Source organism: Halomonas sp. SpR8 (genome assembly GCF_031010195.1).
Classification (GTDB): Bacteria; Pseudomonadota; Gammaproteobacteria; order Pseudomonadales; family Halomonadaceae; genus Vreelandella.
Genome location: NZ_JAUAMC010000014.1, coordinates 56,459 through 74,284, shown reverse-complemented (window position 1 = coordinate 74,284; position 17,826 = coordinate 56,459). Strand labels below are relative to the sequence as shown.

Annotated in this window: 16 protein-coding genes; 7 read left to right on the top strand and 9 right to left on the bottom strand. The window is 51.1% G+C overall.

Going from position 1 to position 17,826, the window contains the following annotated elements; genetic code table 11:
* Nucleotides 1-178: 178 nt before the first annotated feature.
* The 5 genes from QT230_RS20080 to QT230_RS20060 form a co-directional block, all read right to left on the bottom strand.
* Complete coding sequence (locus QT230_RS20080; protein ID WP_308323934.1) at nucleotides 179-1,705, bottom strand: tripartite tricarboxylate transporter permease; 1,527 nt, start codon at nucleotides 1,703-1,705, stop codon at nucleotides 179-181.
* Nucleotides 1,705-2,157 (bottom strand): tripartite tricarboxylate transporter TctB family protein, encoded by a 453-nt coding sequence (locus tag QT230_RS20075; RefSeq protein WP_308323933.1) that lies wholly within the window; start codon nucleotides 2,155-2,157, stop codon nucleotides 1,705-1,707. The genes QT230_RS20080 and QT230_RS20075 overlap by 1 nt, the downstream gene beginning before the upstream one ends.
* A complete protein-coding gene (locus QT230_RS20070) occupies nucleotides 2,157-3,158 on the bottom strand; it encodes a tripartite tricarboxylate transporter substrate-binding protein (protein ID WP_308323932.1) in 1,002 nt (333 codons plus the stop codon). Before QT230_RS20070 ends, QT230_RS20075 begins: the two co-directional genes overlap by 1 nt.
* Nucleotides 3,159-3,332: 174 nt before the next feature.
* Nucleotides 3,333-4,088, bottom strand: a complete 756-nt coding sequence (locus QT230_RS20065) for a response regulator (protein ID WP_308323931.1) — start codon at nucleotides 4,086-4,088, stop codon at nucleotides 3,333-3,335.
* A gap of 19 nt (nucleotides 4,089-4,107) precedes the next feature.
* Nucleotides 4,108-5,817 (bottom strand): sensor histidine kinase, encoded by a 1,710-nt coding sequence (locus QT230_RS20060; protein WP_308323930.1) that lies wholly within the window; start codon nucleotides 5,815-5,817, stop codon nucleotides 4,108-4,110.
* Nucleotides 5,818-5,940: 123 nt separating this feature from the next.
* On the opposite strand from QT230_RS20060, the gene QT230_RS20055 reads away from it, so the two are divergent.
* Nucleotides 5,941-6,687 (top strand): DUF481 domain-containing protein, encoded by a 747-nt coding sequence (locus QT230_RS20055; protein ID WP_308323929.1) that lies wholly within the window; start codon nucleotides 5,941-5,943, stop codon nucleotides 6,685-6,687.
* Between the two features lie 340 nt (nucleotides 6,688-7,027).
* Nucleotides 7,028-8,581, top strand: a complete 1,554-nt coding sequence (locus tag QT230_RS20050; protein WP_308323928.1) for a BCCT family transporter — start codon at nucleotides 7,028-7,030, stop codon at nucleotides 8,579-8,581.
* Between the two features lie 37 nt (nucleotides 8,582-8,618).
* Here the strand turns inward: QT230_RS20050 and folK are convergent, their stop codons facing one another.
* Entirely contained in the window at nucleotides 8,619-9,074 is a 456-nt protein-coding gene (gene folK / locus QT230_RS20045) for a 2-amino-4-hydroxy-6-hydroxymethyldihydropteridine diphosphokinase (protein WP_308323927.1), read from the bottom strand.
* Between the two features lie 165 nt (nucleotides 9,075-9,239).
* Between folK and QT230_RS20040 the strand changes: the two genes are divergently transcribed.
* The 5 genes from QT230_RS20040 (at nucleotide 9,240) to QT230_RS20020 (ending at nucleotide 15,755) form a co-directional block, all read left to right on the top strand.
* Nucleotides 9,240-9,986 carry an SDR family NAD(P)-dependent oxidoreductase gene (locus QT230_RS20040; protein WP_308323926.1) on the top strand — a complete coding sequence of 249 codons (747 nt, stop codon included), beginning with the start codon at nucleotides 9,240-9,242 and terminating at the stop codon, nucleotides 9,984-9,986.
* A 108-nt stretch (nucleotides 9,987-10,094) separates the two neighbouring features.
* On the top strand, nucleotides 10,095-11,417 hold the full coding sequence (locus QT230_RS20035; protein WP_308323925.1) for a hypothetical protein: 1,323 nt from the start codon (nucleotides 10,095-10,097) through the stop codon (nucleotides 11,415-11,417).
* Nucleotides 11,417-12,526 (top strand): glycosyltransferase family 2 protein, encoded by a 1,110-nt coding sequence (locus QT230_RS20030; RefSeq protein WP_308323924.1) that lies wholly within the window; start codon nucleotides 11,417-11,419, stop codon nucleotides 12,524-12,526. Before QT230_RS20035 ends, QT230_RS20030 begins: the two co-directional genes overlap by 1 nt.
* A gap of 237 nt (nucleotides 12,527-12,763) precedes the next feature.
* On the top strand, nucleotides 12,764-13,756 hold the full coding sequence (locus QT230_RS20025) for an IS30 family transposase (protein ID WP_308323923.1): 993 nt from the start codon (nucleotides 12,764-12,766) through the stop codon (nucleotides 13,754-13,756).
* A 157-nt stretch (nucleotides 13,757-13,913) separates the two neighbouring features.
* On the top strand, nucleotides 13,914-15,755 hold the full coding sequence (locus QT230_RS20020; RefSeq protein WP_308323922.1) for a DUF3413 domain-containing protein: 1,842 nt from the start codon (nucleotides 13,914-13,916) through the stop codon (nucleotides 15,753-15,755).
* Nucleotides 15,756-15,858: 103 nt separating this feature from the next.
* On the opposite strand, the gene QT230_RS20015 is transcribed toward QT230_RS20020, so the two are convergent.
* Genes QT230_RS20015 through QT230_RS20005 form a run of 3 tightly spaced genes read right to left on the bottom strand, consistent with a single transcriptional unit; the run spans nucleotide 15,859 to nucleotide 17,719 of the window.
* Nucleotides 15,859-16,353, bottom strand: coding sequence for a DUF2062 domain-containing protein (locus QT230_RS20015; RefSeq protein WP_308323921.1), 495 nt, complete (start codon nucleotides 16,351-16,353; stop codon nucleotides 15,859-15,861).
* Nucleotides 16,346-16,954 carry a methyltransferase domain-containing protein gene (locus tag QT230_RS20010; protein ID WP_308323920.1) on the bottom strand — a complete coding sequence of 203 codons (609 nt, stop codon included), beginning with the start codon at nucleotides 16,952-16,954 and terminating at the stop codon, nucleotides 16,346-16,348. The genes QT230_RS20015 and QT230_RS20010 overlap by 8 nt, the downstream gene beginning before the upstream one ends.
* 60 nt (nucleotides 16,955-17,014) lie before the next feature.
* Nucleotides 17,015-17,719 (bottom strand): FkbM family methyltransferase, encoded by a 705-nt coding sequence (locus QT230_RS20005; RefSeq protein ID WP_308323919.1) that lies wholly within the window; start codon nucleotides 17,717-17,719, stop codon nucleotides 17,015-17,017.
* Nucleotides 17,720-17,826: the final 107 nt, after the last annotated feature.

Below are 17,826 nucleotides of genomic sequence, written 5' to 3'. Positions count from 1 at the left end.
GTCGGCTAGCACTTCCCCTTGCCGGGCGTGCAGGGGACTTTCACCCCCAAGTCATCCTGAGGCACCACCCCCAGGAACAGCGCCAGTCAAGGCGCTGCGCGCCATGCCTGGCGCACCATAAAAAAGGGGCGCCGACTTTCGTCGACGCCCCGATACTTACGATTGATCTATTTGGGTATCAATCGCTCTCAGGCGAACCTGAATTGGGGGTTGCCTTCATCCCTCGACGTAAGAGGGGGCCTAGGATATAAGGCAGGATCAGGCCCAAACCAGCAAAGACCCAAAGGCCGATAGCCAGACCGCTGTCCCACAGCGCCATCCAGTCGCCGTCAGAAATATCCATGGCATGGCGCAGGTTCTTCTCCATCTCAGGCCCCAGCAACAAGCCAAGGATCACCGGCACCAGTGGAATCTCCAGTTTGCGCAGGACGTAGCCGCCGACCCCAAAAGCCACCATAAAGTAGAGGTCAAATATGGTGTTACTGATCGAGTAGATACCCACAAAGGCGACCATGGTAACGATCGGCAGTAAGTACATTGGCGGTACAGACAGCAGTTTGACGAAGATACCTACCAACGGAATGTTGAGGATCAGCAGCAAGAAGTTACCGATCAACAGCGCCGCGATCACGCCCCAGACGATGTCGGCATTCTGGGTGAACATCAACGGACCTGGCGTGATATTCAACGAGATCAACAGCGCCAGCAACACCGCAGTGGTACCACTACCCGGTACACCAAGGGTCAACATGGGCACCAAAGCACCGCTGGAAGCACCATTATTGCCAGCTTCCGGGGCCGCTACGCCACGTGGGTCGCCTTGCCCGAAATAGCCTTTCTTACCCAGCACACGCTTTTCAAGGGTATAGCTGATGAAACTACCCAACGAAGCACCGGCACCCGGTAGTACCCCGGCGACAAACCCCAGCACCCCACCTCGGAAACTTGTGGGTAGGATCTCACGAATATCCTTCCAGGAAAGCGAAAGCTTGTTGACCTTCATCTTTTCTTTACCACCACCGGCGCGCTCTTCAATGAAGAACAGCAGTTCGGAAATGGCAAACAGACCGACGATAGCAATGATGAAATCGACGCCTTCAAAGAGCTCAAGCACGCCGAAGGTGTAGCGCTGAACGCCGGTATTGTCGATACCCACAGTGGCAATCATTAGACCAATACAGGCGGCAACCACCGTTTTGATAGGGTTCTTTCCGGTGATACCTCCCAAGGTGGCAAATGCCAACAGGAAGAGTGCAAAATACTCTGCCGGGCCGAACGTCAAGGCAAAATTAGCCAACAATGGCGCCAGTAGGATCAAGCCAACAGTGGCGATTAGACTACCGATGAAGGATGCCACCGCAGAGATTGCCAGTGCCTCAGACGCTTTGCCTTTCTGGGCCATGGGATAGCCGTCAAGACAGGTCATCATGGCCGGTTCATCGCCGGGGATATTCAACAGAATCGACGATATACGCCCACCATACATGGCACCCGCATATACTGAGGTCAGCATAATCAGCGCGGTTTCTGGCGCGAGCCCCAAACTGAACGCCAGCGGAATCAGGATGGCCACGCCATTGGCTGGGCCTAGCCCTGGCAGAGCCCCTATTAAGGTGCCCAAGAAAGCACCCAACAAGGCAAACATCAGGTTGTGGGGCTGCAGCGCAACGCCAAAACCATCCATTAGGTAACCTAGCGTTTCCATCAGTTCACCTCCAGGAATGACAGCAGACCCAGCGGCAAGGCGAGATCAAGCGCAAAACTGAACAGGAAGTACACCACCACACCCGAAACTGCCCCGGTAATGTAAGCATTGAGCGGGCGAGCCCCCATACGCCAGCAGAGCGTACCCACAGCTAGCGTGGTGCTAATAACGAAGCCCAACGGCTGAAGCAGCATGGCGTAAAAGATCAGCACCACTACGGCGATGATTAGCTCAATACCGGTACGGCTCCAAGGCCAGGCGTTATCGGGATCAGGCCGTACAATTAGATAAAGGCTGGAAATTGCCAGCACCACGGCCAGCAGCTTCGGAAAAGTGTCAGGGCCGACGGCTTCGGCCCCACCAAACGGCTCCGGGAACTGAGTCGCGGCCCAGCCGTATGCAACGGCCAGGACGATCATCAAGACCCCAAAGATGCGGTCGTTGAAAGTCATTACTGAATCAATCCAATATCTTTAGAAAGCTGTTCAATGTCGCTGATCTGGTTGAGGACAAACTCTTCAAACTCACCAGCGGTCATGTGGAAAGGCATCAAACCGTTCGAAGCCATGACATTCTGCCACTCTTCACTCTGGTAAATAGTGTCCATGGCATCAGTCCAATACGCTTCAGCTTCTTCGGAGATATCCGCAGGCATGTAAAAGCCGCGCCAATTGGGGCCCAGTGCGTCAATACCCTGCTCACGAGCTGTGGGAATATCAGCCAGATCACCTGGCAGGCGCTCTTCGGAGAGTACCGCAAGCACACGCAGGTCACCGGATTCCATAAAGCCTTGCGCCTCGGTGATATCACCGGTGAAGGCATCAACATGCCCACCAATCACCTGGGTCAACGCTTCACCGCCATTGTTGTAGGAAAGATACGCAATGCGCGGAAGATTCTCGACATCGGCAGCCTGAGCGGCAATCAACACCTTAAGATGGTCCCAGCCGCCTTTGGCGCTACCGCCAGCGAACTTGACGCTGCGCGGGTCTTCCTTAAGTGAATCCATCAACTCATTAAGGTCATCGATCTCGGAATCAGCGGCGACGGCGATAATCCCGTAATCCGCGCCCAGCGCACCGATCCAGTTGACCTGATCAGCGCTCAGCCCTGGGAACTGACCTTGGGCCAGGCGTGTAGTGGTGGCCGTAGACGCTGCGACCAGTAGATGATCGTCCCCGGCCCGTTTGCTTACAGTATGAGCGAACGCCACACCGCCACCAGCGCCAGCCATATTGATGGTTTGTACGTTCGCCGACACTAGATCAAGCTCTTGCATAACATTACCCACGCTGCGGCAGGTAAAGTCCCAGCCGCCGCCCGGGTCGGATGGAGCGATACACTCCACCTTACCTTCCGGCTCAAACGCTGCTGCGGTGCTGGAAAAGGTGGTAACGGCAGCCAGCGGAAGAGCCAGCAAGGTCACGAGTTTCAAGGAAGAGTTACAAGTCATAGCGTTCTCCACGTATCAGTGTTGTTGTGTGGGGCGTCTTATTGTGAGACTGCACGCCGCGAACGTTAGAAGACCCTGCCCCTGACCGACAAGCTTGTGCGCATAAAAGGCAAAAAGTTCTTTATGGGCATTTTGTTCATTTTGTTCACGCTGGCTTGTTTATAGGCTGGCTGCTTATAAAGATTCAAGCCACTTGTGTGCCGCCTCCAACAGCCGATAGCGACGCTCGGGCCGTCCTACATCACCATAGCCCAGCTCGGCACTCACCGCCTGTTCGGCGACTAAAAACTCTAAATAACGCCGCGCGGTAGAGCGGCTGGCACCCATGGTGCGCGCCATTTGCATAGCAGTGAGGGAATCAGGGGCAGCGGCCAGGGCATCAATCACCCGGCGCAAGGTCAGCCGGTCAATACCCTTGGGCAGGGCTTGAGACCGGGCTTGAGACTGCGTTTGCGATTTAGCCCGAGCTGATTCACCCGGCTGCAAGCGTGCCAGTACGTGATCCAGCTCGTCCTGGTTCATCTCGGCGCGGTTGGCCAGGGCTTCACGCTCGCGTCGAAAGCGGGTCAGCATTTGCGTCATCCGCGCCGCTTCAATCGGCTTTATAAGGTAATCAAATACGCCGCCACGCAGCGCTTCGCTGATGGTTTCCACTTCCCGAGCGGCGGTGACCATGACGATATCCACATGCACATAGTCGCGACGAATCGCCCACAGCAGCTCTAAGCCCTCAACGTCAGGAAGGTAAGCATCCAATAAAATCAATTGGATGCTGGCGGCGTGTTGGGCCATAAGTGCCTTGGCCTCGCTCCCATTGCGCGCCATACCGACCACATAAAAGCCGGCGCTCTGCTCAATAAATGCTCTGTGGATATCGGCAATGCGAAAGTCGTCTTCAACGACCAAAATGCCGTATTGCAGCGCAGACATTGCGTTTCCCTTAGCCGTGTTAGTGATTGTTGTTAGGATCGCGTTTAAGCATGTTGCTAGGGCAGTCGGCACATAACGAACGATCGAGAACCGCGATAAAGCACGCGCCGCCCAGTTCACTCTCTTCCAGCGTTACCGCGCCGCCGTGTTGACGGCAGAGCCTGGCCACCAGCGCCAGGCCAATGCCCCGATGCTTGCCGGCTTTGGTCGAGAACCCCTCCTGGAAAATCGACTCAGCAAATTGGGCCGGCACGCCTGGCCCGTTATCTTCCACTTCGATCAACAGCTGCTCGCCCAGATCGGTGAAAAACAGCCGCACGTTGGGCTCTTCGCTTGGCCCATTCAGCGCTGCATAGAAGGCGTTGTCCAACAAATTACCCACTACGCTCATCATCACCTCTTGCCCGGTAGAGGTTAGCGGGCAAGCAAGCGAGCTCTGCTCGTCAATTTCCAGCGTCACGCCCAGCTCCCGCGCGCGGGTTAGTTTACCCAGCAAGGTGCCGCTAAGCACCGCATCGGCCACATTGCGCATTAAAAAGCTCATCTGCGCCTGAGCGCGCTCGGTCTCTTGGTGGATTAATGCCAGGGCTTCGTCGATGCGCTGTAACTGTAGTAACCCAGAGATGGTGTAGAGCTTGTTGGAAAACTCGTGAGCCTGGGCGCGCAGCATATCCACGTCACGGCTGGCCTGAGTCAGCGCCTGGGAAAGATCAACGATCTCGCGGCGGCTACGGAAGGTGGCGACTGCGCCCTCAACCTCACCCTCGTGGAGAATCGGCACGCGGTTTACAACAACAGGGTGATCGCCCAACCACATCTCCTGATCAAACTCCTGCTCGCCGCGCCGTAGCACCTCCAGCAGCCGCGAATTAGGCACCACTTCACGGATAGGCTGCCCAAGCAGCACATGCTCATCGTCTAAGTTGAGAAAGCGCCGCGCCTGCTGGTTAACCAAGGTAATATGCCCTTCGCGATTAACTGCCAGAATGCCCTCGTGAATCGACTGCAAAATGGCCTCTTTCTCCATCGCCAGCCGCGCAATCTCATAAGGCTCCAGGCCTAAAATGACTTTTTTAAGATGCTGCGACAGCCAGTAGGCACCGGCAAAGCCCAGGCAGATCATCAGCGCTACAAGTACCCAGCCAAAGCTGTTGTAGCGCGCCACGTCCATCTCGACGCGATCCATCATAAAGCCGACGGACACCAGGCCAATAATATTGCCATCTTCATCCCAGATAGGCGCTTTGCCACGCATGGCGGTGCCCAATGACCCGGTTGCCTCGGACACATAGTATTGGCCATGAATCAGCGCCTGATCATTATCGCCGCCTACCATTGGCTTACCTATCCGCTCGGGCACCGGATGAGAGTAACGAATACCTTGGGTATTACCCACAACAACATAGCGCGCCCCGGTTTCATGGCGTACCCGTTCTGCCAGCGGTTGAATGATATAGGCGGGATCAGGTATCTCGAAAGCGTTGATGATTTGCGGCATTGTCGCCACTGTTTTGGCCACTGCCAGCGCGCGTTCGCCCATCTGCTGGCTAATAATTTCCGCCTTACGGAGATTGAGATACGTGCCCTGTGCCAGTAGCATGCCCGCCAATAGCAGCCCGACCAGCAGCATCACCTGCAGGCGAAAACTTCTCTTATACCAACTGCGCCTTGCGCGGGTTCGACGCCAGCGCTGCAGGTCGGCTAATGTTCGGGGGCGTGAAACGCTCATAAGTAGACTCAAAATGCGTGACCGCACCATTATGGCACGCGCCAGCAAACGACGTTAATTGCCATCACTCGCGTCATCGTTCGCTGATATAATACTCCGCTGCTAAAACCAAGGAGGGATGTAGTGGCAATCGTTCGATGGATTATTGTGCTGGCCTGCTGGCCACTGTGGTTAAGCGCGGCTTATGCTTACCCGTTTTACGCCCCGCCGCCGCCCCAGGAAGACGCCCCCATGTTCAGTGGTGATGCCGAACTAGGGTTTACCCACCTTTCGGGCAATACCAATAGCCAAACGTTGATTGGCAAAACGCTGCTGACCTGGTTAACCGGTAAGTTTACCTACTCGCTGCGCGGTGAAGTGCGCACGGTGAGTAAAGAAAACGAAACCAGCGCCGAGCAGTACCTGATCTCTGGGCGCGAGCGCTATGAGCTAGACGGCCCGCACTATCTGTTTGGCTTTGCCCGCTGGGAGAAGGATCGCTTTGCCGGCTATGACCAGCAACTGTCAGCGATTGGGGGTTACGGGCGCCAGATTCTGGAGAACGACACCCACACCCTATCGTTAGAAGCAGGCCCCGGCTATCGTCACGACCGGCTGCGCGAGTATGACGATGAACGCTTAATGGTGACCTACACCGCGCTGGATTATCGCTGGGGGTTCTCCGACTACGCCGATATTCAGCAGGAAATGTCTGTGGAGTATACCAACCAGAACACCACCTCTCGTTCGCTTACAGCCCTCACTGCGAGGCTTAATGCCAAGCTGTCGCTGCGCTTATCTCACGAGATTAAGCACAACTCCCAGCCACCCGATGACACCAGCGCGCGAACTGATAGCACCACCAGCGCTTCCCTGCTTTATCGTTGGTAAACTCTGGCATACATTGGCATGCTCTTACATAGGTATGCCTAGCGATGCTGACCGCGGTGCGCCCAGCCGGTCATGCGCTTTTCCAACTGGGCAAACAGTTCGTATATGGCCACGGGCCAATACCGTGCATTTGCACCTTTCTCATGCACCAAGATAAAACATGTTAGACGTTGGTCTAAATTGACGATATACTAAACCCAGTTTCCTGTCCTCGCGCCATTCCTTGAATGGCGCTTTTTTTTGTGCTGAAAACGAGCTGTTTGAGCGTTTTAAATCGCTTATTTATACATGTTAATAGGCTCGTCGCTTTGCCTCACCCGTTACCCCAAAGGTATCTGATATGAACCAATCTAGCCCCACAACTGAGGGCTCTCAGCGGTTTTCACTTGGCGATCCCATTGTACTGATCCTGAGTATAGGCTTCATCGTCGCTTTTCTGGCGCTGTCGTTTTACGACGTCGCTCTGGTGGCGGATAGCATCAGCGCAGGCTTCGCCTGGACGGCGTTAGTGTTGGGTAGCTACTTCCAGCTGCTACTCTTGATGACGTTCTTTATTGCCATCGGTTTAGCCATGACCCCGGCGGCAAAAGCCAAAATCGGCAATTTAGATGCACCAGAAATGAGCACGTTTAAGTGGCTGTCGATTATTCTATGTACGCTGCTGGCGGGCGGCGGGGTATTTTTTGCCGCCGGTGAGCCGGTTTACCACTTTGTGGTGACACCGCCTGCCTTCGACAGTGAAGCGGGTACCGCTGAAGCTGTTTCTGGCGCCTTGGGTCAATCCTTTATGCACTGGGGCTTTATGGCCTGGGCGGTACTCGGGTCATTAACAGCGGTGGTTCTGGCGCACGCCCACTACGTGAAAGGCCAGCCGCTGCAGCCGCGCACCCTGCTCTATCCAATTCTGGGTGAACGCTTAATGCGCGGCCCGCTAGGCGGCTTGGTCGACGCCTGCTGCGTGATTGCGTTGGTCGCTGGTACCGTGGGTCCGATTGGTTTTCTGGCCACCCAGGTCAGTTTTGGTCTTCAAGAGCTGTTTGGCCTACCGGAAGGCTATACCGGCCAACTGATCATTCTTGGTGTGCTAGCCAGCATTTATGTGCTCTCTTCGATGAGCGGCGTACACAAAGGCATTCAGCTACTTAGCCGTTTTAATGTGCTGTTGGCACTAGCTATTGGGGCGGTAATGTTTGTCTTTGGCCCAACGCTATTTTTAGTTAATAGCTACGTTTCCGGCATGGGTGCGTATGTCAGCGAGTTCTTTACCATGGCAACCATGACCGCTGAAACGGCACCTGCCTGGTGGATGCAGTGGTGGACGGTGTTCTTCTTTGCCTGGTTTATCGGCTATGCACCGGGAATGGCGATTTTTGTGGCGCGTATTTCCCGCGGGCGCAGCATCCGCGAGATGATCGTTGCGGTGGCGATCCTGGCACCGATTGCAACTACTGTCTGGTTTACCCTGCTCGGGGGTTCGGGCATTTATTATCAACTGAACGGCGTGATTGATTTGACCGAAGCGCTGAATAACTTCCAGTTTGATGTGGCAACGCTAACCGTGGCCCAGGCGCTGCCCGGCGGCACCTGGATGGCGCTGGCCATTCTGACCCTTACGACAATTTTCGTGGCCACTACCGGCGACTCAATGAGCTACGCAATTGCGGTAGTCGGCGCGGGTCATGACAGCCCAAGTCCGGTGATGCGGGCATTCTGGGGCATTGCCATGGCGCTAATGGCGGCGGTACTGCTTTACATGGGCGCGGGACAAATTGGCGCGCTGCAGCAGTTTATCGTTCTCACCGCGATTCCAGTGTCGTTGATTCTGCTGCCGTCGCTGTGGAATGGCCCCCAGGCGGCCTACGCAATGGCCCGTGAACAGGGCATTATCGAGTAAACGAGTGCTCTTATGACCCCACCCAGCCGGCACAGAGTTATCTGCGCCGGCTGGGTGGGCTAAACTCAAGAGTGCGGCCACTACTCGCCAGCACTTCATCGACGGGCTTTTTCACATAGCTGTGCTTAAAGTAGCCGTCATCAACGATCTCCCCATCCCAGGCCACAATGTCTAGATCCATCGTACGTGGCCCCGATTTAATCGCCCCCCGCACGCGGCCTAAGCGGTCCTCTACCCCTTTGAGATAGGCTCGAAATGCTTCACGCTCCTGAGACGTGCTCACCAACAGCGCGGCGTTTAAGAAGTCGGGCTGCTGCTGATACCCCACCGGCGCAGTGCGGATCGCCTTTGAACGCGCCAACAGCTCACACTCACGGCTGATAATCTCAAGCGCTTGCGCGAAATAGTGGTCTGGGTCGATATTGGATCCCAATGAGATGAAACACTCATGGAGCGGGGCGGCATGCGCGGAAGATAAAGGCATAGGTGGCATAGCAACATCCTGTGCAAAGTGACGTCTTTAGAACCATCCTGGCATAGGACACTTCTTTTAACCTCACCAATTTAGCGCCTCGCGTAGGCTCTGTATAAGTTATTGACAAACGCTACGCTCACGCAGAAAGTCTTCATATACCAATAAAACAGTAGGGAACGCTGTATGCACCAACAAGCTGCTCTGGTAACCGGCGGTGCCACCCGCTTGGGACGCTACTTTTCCGAAGCCCTGGCCGATGCGGGTTACGACATCGCCCTCCACGTTAATCGCTCCCGGGAGGAGGCCGAAGAAGTCGCCAGCGGTATCCGCGCCAAGGGTCGGGAGTGTGAAATATTCTGCTGCGACTTCTTAACCGACAGCTTAAACGATTTAATTCAGTCGGCGAAGCGCCGCTTTCCTGGGCTTAGCCTGCTGCTAAACAGTGCCTCAGCCTATGAACCAGCGCCGATTGCAGCGACCGAACTGGCGATGCTGGAGACTCAGTTTCGGGTCAATATGTTTACCCCACTGCTGCTTACGCGCCACTTTGCCGCAGTAGTTCAAGAGGGTCAGGTGATCAATATCATCGATAACAAAATAGCTTATCACCAGTATCCCTACGCGGCGTATCTGCTGTCGAAAAAGAGCTTGGCGGAAATGACCCGTATGGCGGCACTGGAATTCGCCCCGCGCATTCGCATTAACGGCATCTCTCCCGGCGTCGTACTGCCTGCCTCCCAGCGCACCAGCGACTATATTGAGTGGCGCATTGAAGGTATTCCGCTAAAGCGCCAGGGTGACCCCGAACACCTTGTACAAGCTTTGCACTACGTGTTGGATAACCCCTTTGTGGCGGGGCAAATTCTGTTTGTGGATGGTGGGGAGTCGATCAACTTAGAGGGGCGCCACTCGGAAAATTACGGCTCTTGAAACACATTGCTCTTAAAACGATGACCTTAAAACATAAGATATGGGGAAGCGAATGGAAAGTTTGATATTAATCTATGCAATATAAGACTTTTTGTAGGAATTGAATCTATGTTAGTAATTGAATTAAATGAATTTTCCGCTGATCTGTTAAGAAAAATTGCTGGCCGGGAAAATCTTACCTTTTTGCAGGAAGTCCTCCAGTGGCATCAAGACCGAAGCTGGTCCGAAGATACCTACGACTCAGGGTTTCTTGAACCATGGGTACAGTGGGTGTCGGTGCATAGCGGCGTTCCATCTACGACACACCAGATTAAAAATCTCGGCGATATTCCGTCGCTGTCCGCGAAGCAGATTTGGGAAAAATGGAGTGACAAGGGTCAGTCTTCAGTTATATGGGGCGTTATGAACGGCAGTAGAGGGACGGCGGATAAGTGCCACGCTTTCATTCCCGACCCATGGACATTTTCCGAAAACGCATACCCTTCGGAATACACAAGCCTAATTGAACTGCCACGTTATTTAGCCAAAAATTACTTAGATATTTCAAAACGAAAAGTCGCTCTTTCCGGCTCCAAGTTACTAGCAAGCATGATTCGTCACACTAGTTCACGTGACTTTCTCGACGCTATGCGTTTTCTCGTCCAAGGCCTTAAACAATTTGGCCCCGCGCATATTGTCTTTATCGTATTTTTTGAGTATCTCTCGGCGATGGCTTTTTTGCGTGCAACCAAGCGTTTCCAACCAGATCACGCGATCTTATTTCTAAACACTCTGGCACATACACAACATCATTACTGGTTATCTCGCGATGGTCATTCATGCCCACAACTCGCTTTTGCAGCTAAGGCGATCAATGAAATACTCACCAAGGTTTTTCAGAAGGCGCCACCTTCACTAGGCGAAAAGAAATGCGTAATGAACGCGCTCTCCCAAACCTGTACGCTCGATGAACCAGCATGGATACTCCATCGTCCACATAACCCGGCCAGCTTTATCGAGCTCTTAGGGATTAAACCAATCTCCATTGAACCACTGATGACACACGACGCACACCTGCATTTTTCGACTCAAGAACGTACTCAGGAAGCCTATGACATACTGCGAAGTGTCGAAATTAATGGAAAACCCATGCTGCACGTCGAAAAGAACCTCACTGACTCCAGGGTACTTTTCTATCGATTAGATTTTTTTAATCCCGTCGATGACTCAACGGTCTTTCAGCACAATGGGACACAGAGTCGGTTCAAAGAACATTTTGCGTCAATCGTAAAGCGGACGGGTAAACATATTCCTGAGGGTACTGTTCTAACGAATTGGGAGGCCTTTGATCGCAGCATCTATAACCACGAGATCTTAGAAACGCTAACAGAGCAAGATAAAAAAAGCAGTGCTTCAGCTCTAAAAAGCCGCCAAGAAGAAAGAGACAATTAATGTTAAGTGATGCTTTAAACAATATCGAGAATCAACCAAACTCCTCTTTAGGTAAGCATTTTATGGTGCTCGTACCTGCCTATGAGCCCAATGGTATACTCCTGGGCATCACTTATGAATTATTGGAGCTGGCCAAAGCCGACTCCACGTTTGGCGGTATCATCATAGTCAATGATGGGTCCTGCAGTGATAATGCATTGCAGGTGTTTGATGAGCTCCGAACGTTGTCGAAGGTGACAATACTAGATCACGATGTTAATCGCGGAAAGGGGGCAGCACTCAAAACCGGGTTCTCTCATATCTATAATAATCAGCCCGACGTAAACTATGTTGTTACCGCTGATGCAGATGGGCAGCACTCCCCTCTTGACGTAATGCGCTTATCAAAAAAAGCGATTTTAACGGGGCATCCAAATATTGGCTCCAGGCGCTTTGATAACAGTGTTCCACTACGCAGCCGCGTTGGCAATATACTCACCGCTGGCGTTTTCCGAATTGCTACGGGGCACACAGTAACCGACACCCAATCAGGGCTCCGAACCTATCGGCGCGATTATCTGCCGATGATGCTTGATATCAACGCCAACCGGTACGACTATGAATTTCATTGCCTGTTTAAGCTAGCTAAGAATACCGACGTTTCACTACACCAAGTTGAAATTGAAACGATCTACGAGCCCGGAAATCCTACTTCTCACTTTAATCCATTACTCGATTCTATTCGTATATATGCAGTTCTTTTTCGGTATGCCTCCGTATCTGCCATCAGTGCTTTCATTGACTTTTTGCTTTTTACATTACTGACGACTTTAAATATTCCGACCGGGCCTGCGTTAATAGCTTCCAGGATTGGTTCAATGCCTTTTTATATTTATGGCATGCGAAACGTTGTGTTTCGATCGAAAGGCAAACTTTTTTTTCAAGTCACAGCAACTCTATTTTTAATGATACTTCACATCACTTTCCTTTGGACCTTTATTGAGTATCTAAAGTCTTCGTTTCACGTTCATCCAGTTGCGGCTATGGTCCTGGGAATGCTGATATTTTATATCGCTAATTTTTTCATTCAGAAGTCTATTGTCTATCGCCCTAAGCCGACGAAAAGTTAATCCGGGCAAACGACGATTCATGCTGGGCCGTCTTCATTTTACTATAGCTGTATATTTAAACTTTACTTATATAAAAACAGACGATGCGATACGAGCTTCCGTCAGCTATCTAATAAACATTAAAGATACGTGAGGCCTGGATTCATAGAATAACCGCAGCACTTTGGATCACACAGTAGAGGAAGGAGGGCCAGCGCCGGTACCCTCTCGACTTTACCGACCAAAGTGAAGCAGAGCATGGGATACCGACAACTGACCCAGGCCCAACGATACCAAATTTTTGCTTATCTGGAGACAGGCATCAGCCAGCGACAAATAGCCAAGGCTATTGGGGTTCACAGCAGCACCGTCAGCCGCGAGATAAAGCGCAATGGGCTTACGGCTGGCTATGCGCCTGAGCAGGCGCAATCGAGAAGTGATCAGCGCCGACGCAGCGCTTGGAAAGTAACGAAGCGACTGCCAAGCCTGATTCGCTGGGTGACTGATCAACTGATGGATGAATGGAGCCCTCAGCAAATAAGTGGCTTCATGGCGAATGCCAACGGGGTTTGCGTAAGCCACCAGTGGATCTATGCATTAATCTGGGACGACAAGAAACACGGTGGTGAATTATGGAAGCGACTCCGGCTACCACGTCAGCGGCGCTATCAGCGCCAGTTAGCCAAGCATGCGGGATTAGGCAAGATCCCACACCGAGTAGGTATTGAGCAGCGCCCCGCTGAAGTGGAAAAAAGGCGCCATATCGGTCATTGGGAAGGCGATACGGTACTCAAGGGCCACAAAGAATCCGGCTTGGTGACCCTGGTCGAGAGACGCAGCGGTTACCTCTTGGCAGCGCGCCTGCCGAAAATCACGGCCACTGGAACGGCCAAGGCGATGACCCGATTATTAAAACCACGCCGAGGAGCAGTGCAAAGCATCACCCTAGATAACGGTTCGGAATTTGCCGAGCACCGGCAGGTTGCTAAGGCCGTCTCGGCCAAGACCTATTTTTGTGCCCCGTACCGCTCAAGCCAGCGTGGTACCAATGAAAATACCAACGGCCTGATTCGCCAGTATTTCCCGAAAGGAACGGACTTCCGAAAGGTGACCGATACAGAGCTACGAAGGGTCGTCAATAAGCTAAATGATAGACCAAGAAAACGGCTGGGATACCGAACTCCAGCTCAGGTGTTCTTAGGAGAATACTCAGGAGCACTAGAAACCGCCGGTGCTGCACTTATTAGTTGAATTCAGGGGTAAAGCTCAGCCCAAATCCGCTACCAAAGATGGCATCAGCGCTTGGGAAACCTACGCTGTTAGGTTACTATTTTGCCGCGTTTCGCTTCCCCCACTGCCACTGAGGATCTCCTCGGGCTGACGGTTAATTGTTCTGGATTACCTTCCCATGATCGCGAAGCTCTTTTTTCACTGGCGTTGGCTCGCTGCCTGGACCCTCGCCAATCTGCTGTTGGGCTGGTTAATCGCCAGTCGTTATATCCCCTATATCGATCCGGATGGGGCAACACAATGGGGCTATCTCCTGCTGATTTTCCTTGGCCATTTGGCGCTATTGATTTGGCTGGGCGCTCTGCCGTTATTCCTGTTGGCTAGCGTTATTCGAGGCAAGTGGTTATGGCTGGTAGCGACGCTGTGGGCCAGTGCCCTGCAACTGCTGCTCCTACTAGACACTTTCGTTTACGCCCAGTATCGCTTCCATCTGAGCGGTTTTATTCTTGACCTGCTGCTCAACGCTGGCGGCGATGTTTTCAGCTTCTCCTGGATAGCCTGGAGCCTGGCCATCGGCGGGGCGCTGGGCATGTTGGCGCTTCAAGGCATCATAGGACAACTGTTGATAAAACGTTCGCTGTCCTGGCCTGTGTGGTCGGTGCTGGCCGTCAATGTCATCGCTCTTATCAGTGTGCATGGCTGGCATGCCTGGGCAGATGCTCACTATAACCGTGAGATCACCGGTATGACCCGTCACGTGCCGGTTTTCTACCCGGCCACCGCTAAGCGTTTCTTCGTCGAGCAGGGTTGGGTAGATGCCCAGGCAGTACGCGATGCCGTAGAACTGGAGGCAGCGCCGGGCGGCGAGCAAGACCTGATCTACCCCATGGCGCCACTATCGTGTCAACCATCTGACGCTCCAGGCAATCTAATGCTCGTTGTTATCGATGCACTGCGCCATGACATGCTAACCCCAGAGGTGATGCCGAACCTCTATCGCTATGCCAACCAGCCGGGCTGGCTCAAAGCTAACGAGCATATTAGCGGTGGTAACTCCACTAAGGCCGGGGTATTCAGCCTTTTCTACGGCTTGCCGGTAACCTACTGGGACGCCTTCACCGCCAGCCAGACGCCGCCAGTTTTGATGGAGACCTTGGAAGAGGAGAACTACCGCTTCAAGGTGCTCTCCTCGGCCACCCTCGTTAGCCCTGCTTTCGACCGCAACGTCTTTGCTGGATTGGACGATGTCTCACTCCAGCCAGCCCAGGGCGAACCCTGGGAGCGTGATCGTCAAATCACCAACGATTGGTTAGCTTGGGCAGAAGAGGAGAACCGGAATACAGATGATCGCCCCTTCTTCAGCTTTCTTTTCTATGACGCCGTGCATGGATACAGCCATCCGCCCGACTTCCCCCGTTTCACCCCTTATTGGGAAAGTGTCAATCATATGCTTCTGGGCCCGAAGTTTGACCCAGAACCTTACTGGAATCGCTACCGGACAGCAGCACGCTATGTGGATCAACAGTTGGGCCGCGTGCTCGATGACCTGAACACCAAAGGATTACTGGACGAGACCACCGTGGTGATCACTGCAGATCATGGCGAATCTTTCAACGAGCACGGCAAGAACTACTGGGGCCATGGTAGCAACTACACACCAGAGCAGGTAAAAGTGCCGCTGATCATGCACTTGCCGGGGCACGCGGGTGGTGAAATCACAAGGCGCACACACCATGCTGATATTGCACCAACGCTGCTTGAAGAGATGCTAGGCTGTGAAGCCGCGCCCGAGCGCTATACCCTCGGCCACAATTTGTTGGAACCCGAACCAAAGCGTGAATGGATGCTGTCGGGGAGCTACATGGGCTACAGTATCCTGTTACCCGATTACCAGATTACCGTATACCCGACAGGGACTTTCGAAGTCTATGACTACCAAATGAACGAACTCGATGAAGTACGCCCCGATCCTGTTGTCTCAACTCAAGTGCTTCAAGCCTTATCGCGCTTCTATCGGTGAAAGAGGAAGAAGTCGGGAATTGCCTGATATGGAACAAGCGGCAATTTCATATTCAATAAACAACAGGGAATAGATTCAAGGCTTATTATTAGAAACAACTTATTTAGGTAACAGTTTTATTCCGGATGAGGTTCAATTTTGCCAAACGATAAACAACAAAATAAGACAAAAGTGACATAGGAGTAGCAATAAATAGGCTCCCCAACAACATTTTTAACGTTCCTGATGTTACGAATTGAAGCATGGGCCATGCCGCTGCAGTATTGGTGGAAAGTATCGAGCCAGAGATGAACAAGCTGCCAATATTTTCAAATAACCAGTAAAGGGGGACCAGTGTTAATGGATTACTAACCCAGGTTGCCATAAAGGCTATAGGAAAATTGCCTCTTAGCATCAGACAACTTGACAGTACCAGAAACGTTTGAACGCCAACGGTGGGTGTTAAGCCAAAAAAAAACCCAATTGCAAAACCGCGGCTGACCGACTCAGGGTCTCCGCTAAAGCAGCGGAAATGCCTCAGCTTTTTGAGCCATTTAGGATTTTCTCTAAGCCAACGTCGCGTTCTTAATTTAGCTCTATAACGTAACCGATTAAGCACGTTCATCACCTCTACGATGTACATCAACAGGTGCTTTCGATCCTGATGTTTTTTGACATAAATAGACATAGGCAGGTGGTAAATTAGCCCATACTTTGTGACAATTTAATTTATCGTAAGAAGATACAAGAAATGGCTGAAGCTGGCGCGTATACTGAAAGGCCACAAATAAACCACCTGGGTTTAAAACATCATAAATATCATTAAGAAGATTATCACGTTGCTGCTGAGAGAAATTCGCAAACGGTAAACCAGATATAATACAGTCAGCTCTTATTTTGTCTTCTTGCTGAGTGACCATATGATCTTTTAATCGAAAGGCATCTTTATAAAAACTGACATTAGGATAGCATTGAGCAAGATTTTCACGTAATGAATTTTCATATTCGAAAGATAAAAATGATGAATTTTCACGGCGCAAAGCATTTATCTCTTGCGTTATAACACCTGTACCAGCGCCAAGTTCAACAATAACGCGTGTTTGTTCCCATTCTACACAGCGAACCATAGCAGCAGCCAGATGACGTGAACTTGGCATGACGCTACCAATTGCGATAGGGGAGCGTAAAAAATGTTTTAAAAACAACCAATTTTGTGACATAAAAAAGCTCCAAAAATTTGAATTCAACTCAATTATGATTCATAGCCTTATCAGCATCCACTAACTTATTGCATAGGAATCACGCCCTAACGCGAATATTTTGTAGCCCTCGGTTTCTAATAAATTTACTATTTTCTCATATCCATTGATTGTCAAATGCTTTGTTTCGAAAAATATTATCTTTGGCTTAATTTTTGTAAAATCTAGGCTTGTGATCACTTCAAGTTCATAGCCCTCTACGTCAATAGTTATTAAATCCACATCCCAGTATTCATATTTTTCAATTATTGTTCTAAGTGGAATAACCGCCACTTCTAAATTAATTATATTTTTCCTCAACATCGGTACATACCAAGAATGACTTTCTATAATTTTTCTATCAAAAGAAGCTAGCCTTTTACCAAAAAAAATAGTTATCCATGGCGCTTTAGGATTTATGAGATAAATATTTTTTTGCGATTCCTCACTCCCAATAGCAGCCTGCTCTAATATTATTTTTCTGCTTTTTTTATAATTCTCTTTTAATAAACTAAAATATTCTGGTATTGGTTCAATAAAGACTCCTTCCCAATCGTATTTTTTCAGAAAAGGAGCTATAGGGTCATGTTTTATACCATCATTTGCTCCCACGGATATAAATTTTATATTAGCTATATCTAACTCATATTTTTTTATTATATCTCCCAGCCTTTCTTTTTTTTGATATTTTAAATCACTTAACTCATAAGCAATTTTTTGAAAAATATTTTTTTTAAAAAATTCCATAACCATAGAACCTATACAAAAACACAGAATAGTAAGACTTAATAATACCAATATTTCCTTACCCTATGATGAATTAATCGTTCACATTTCATTCACATGAACTCGTA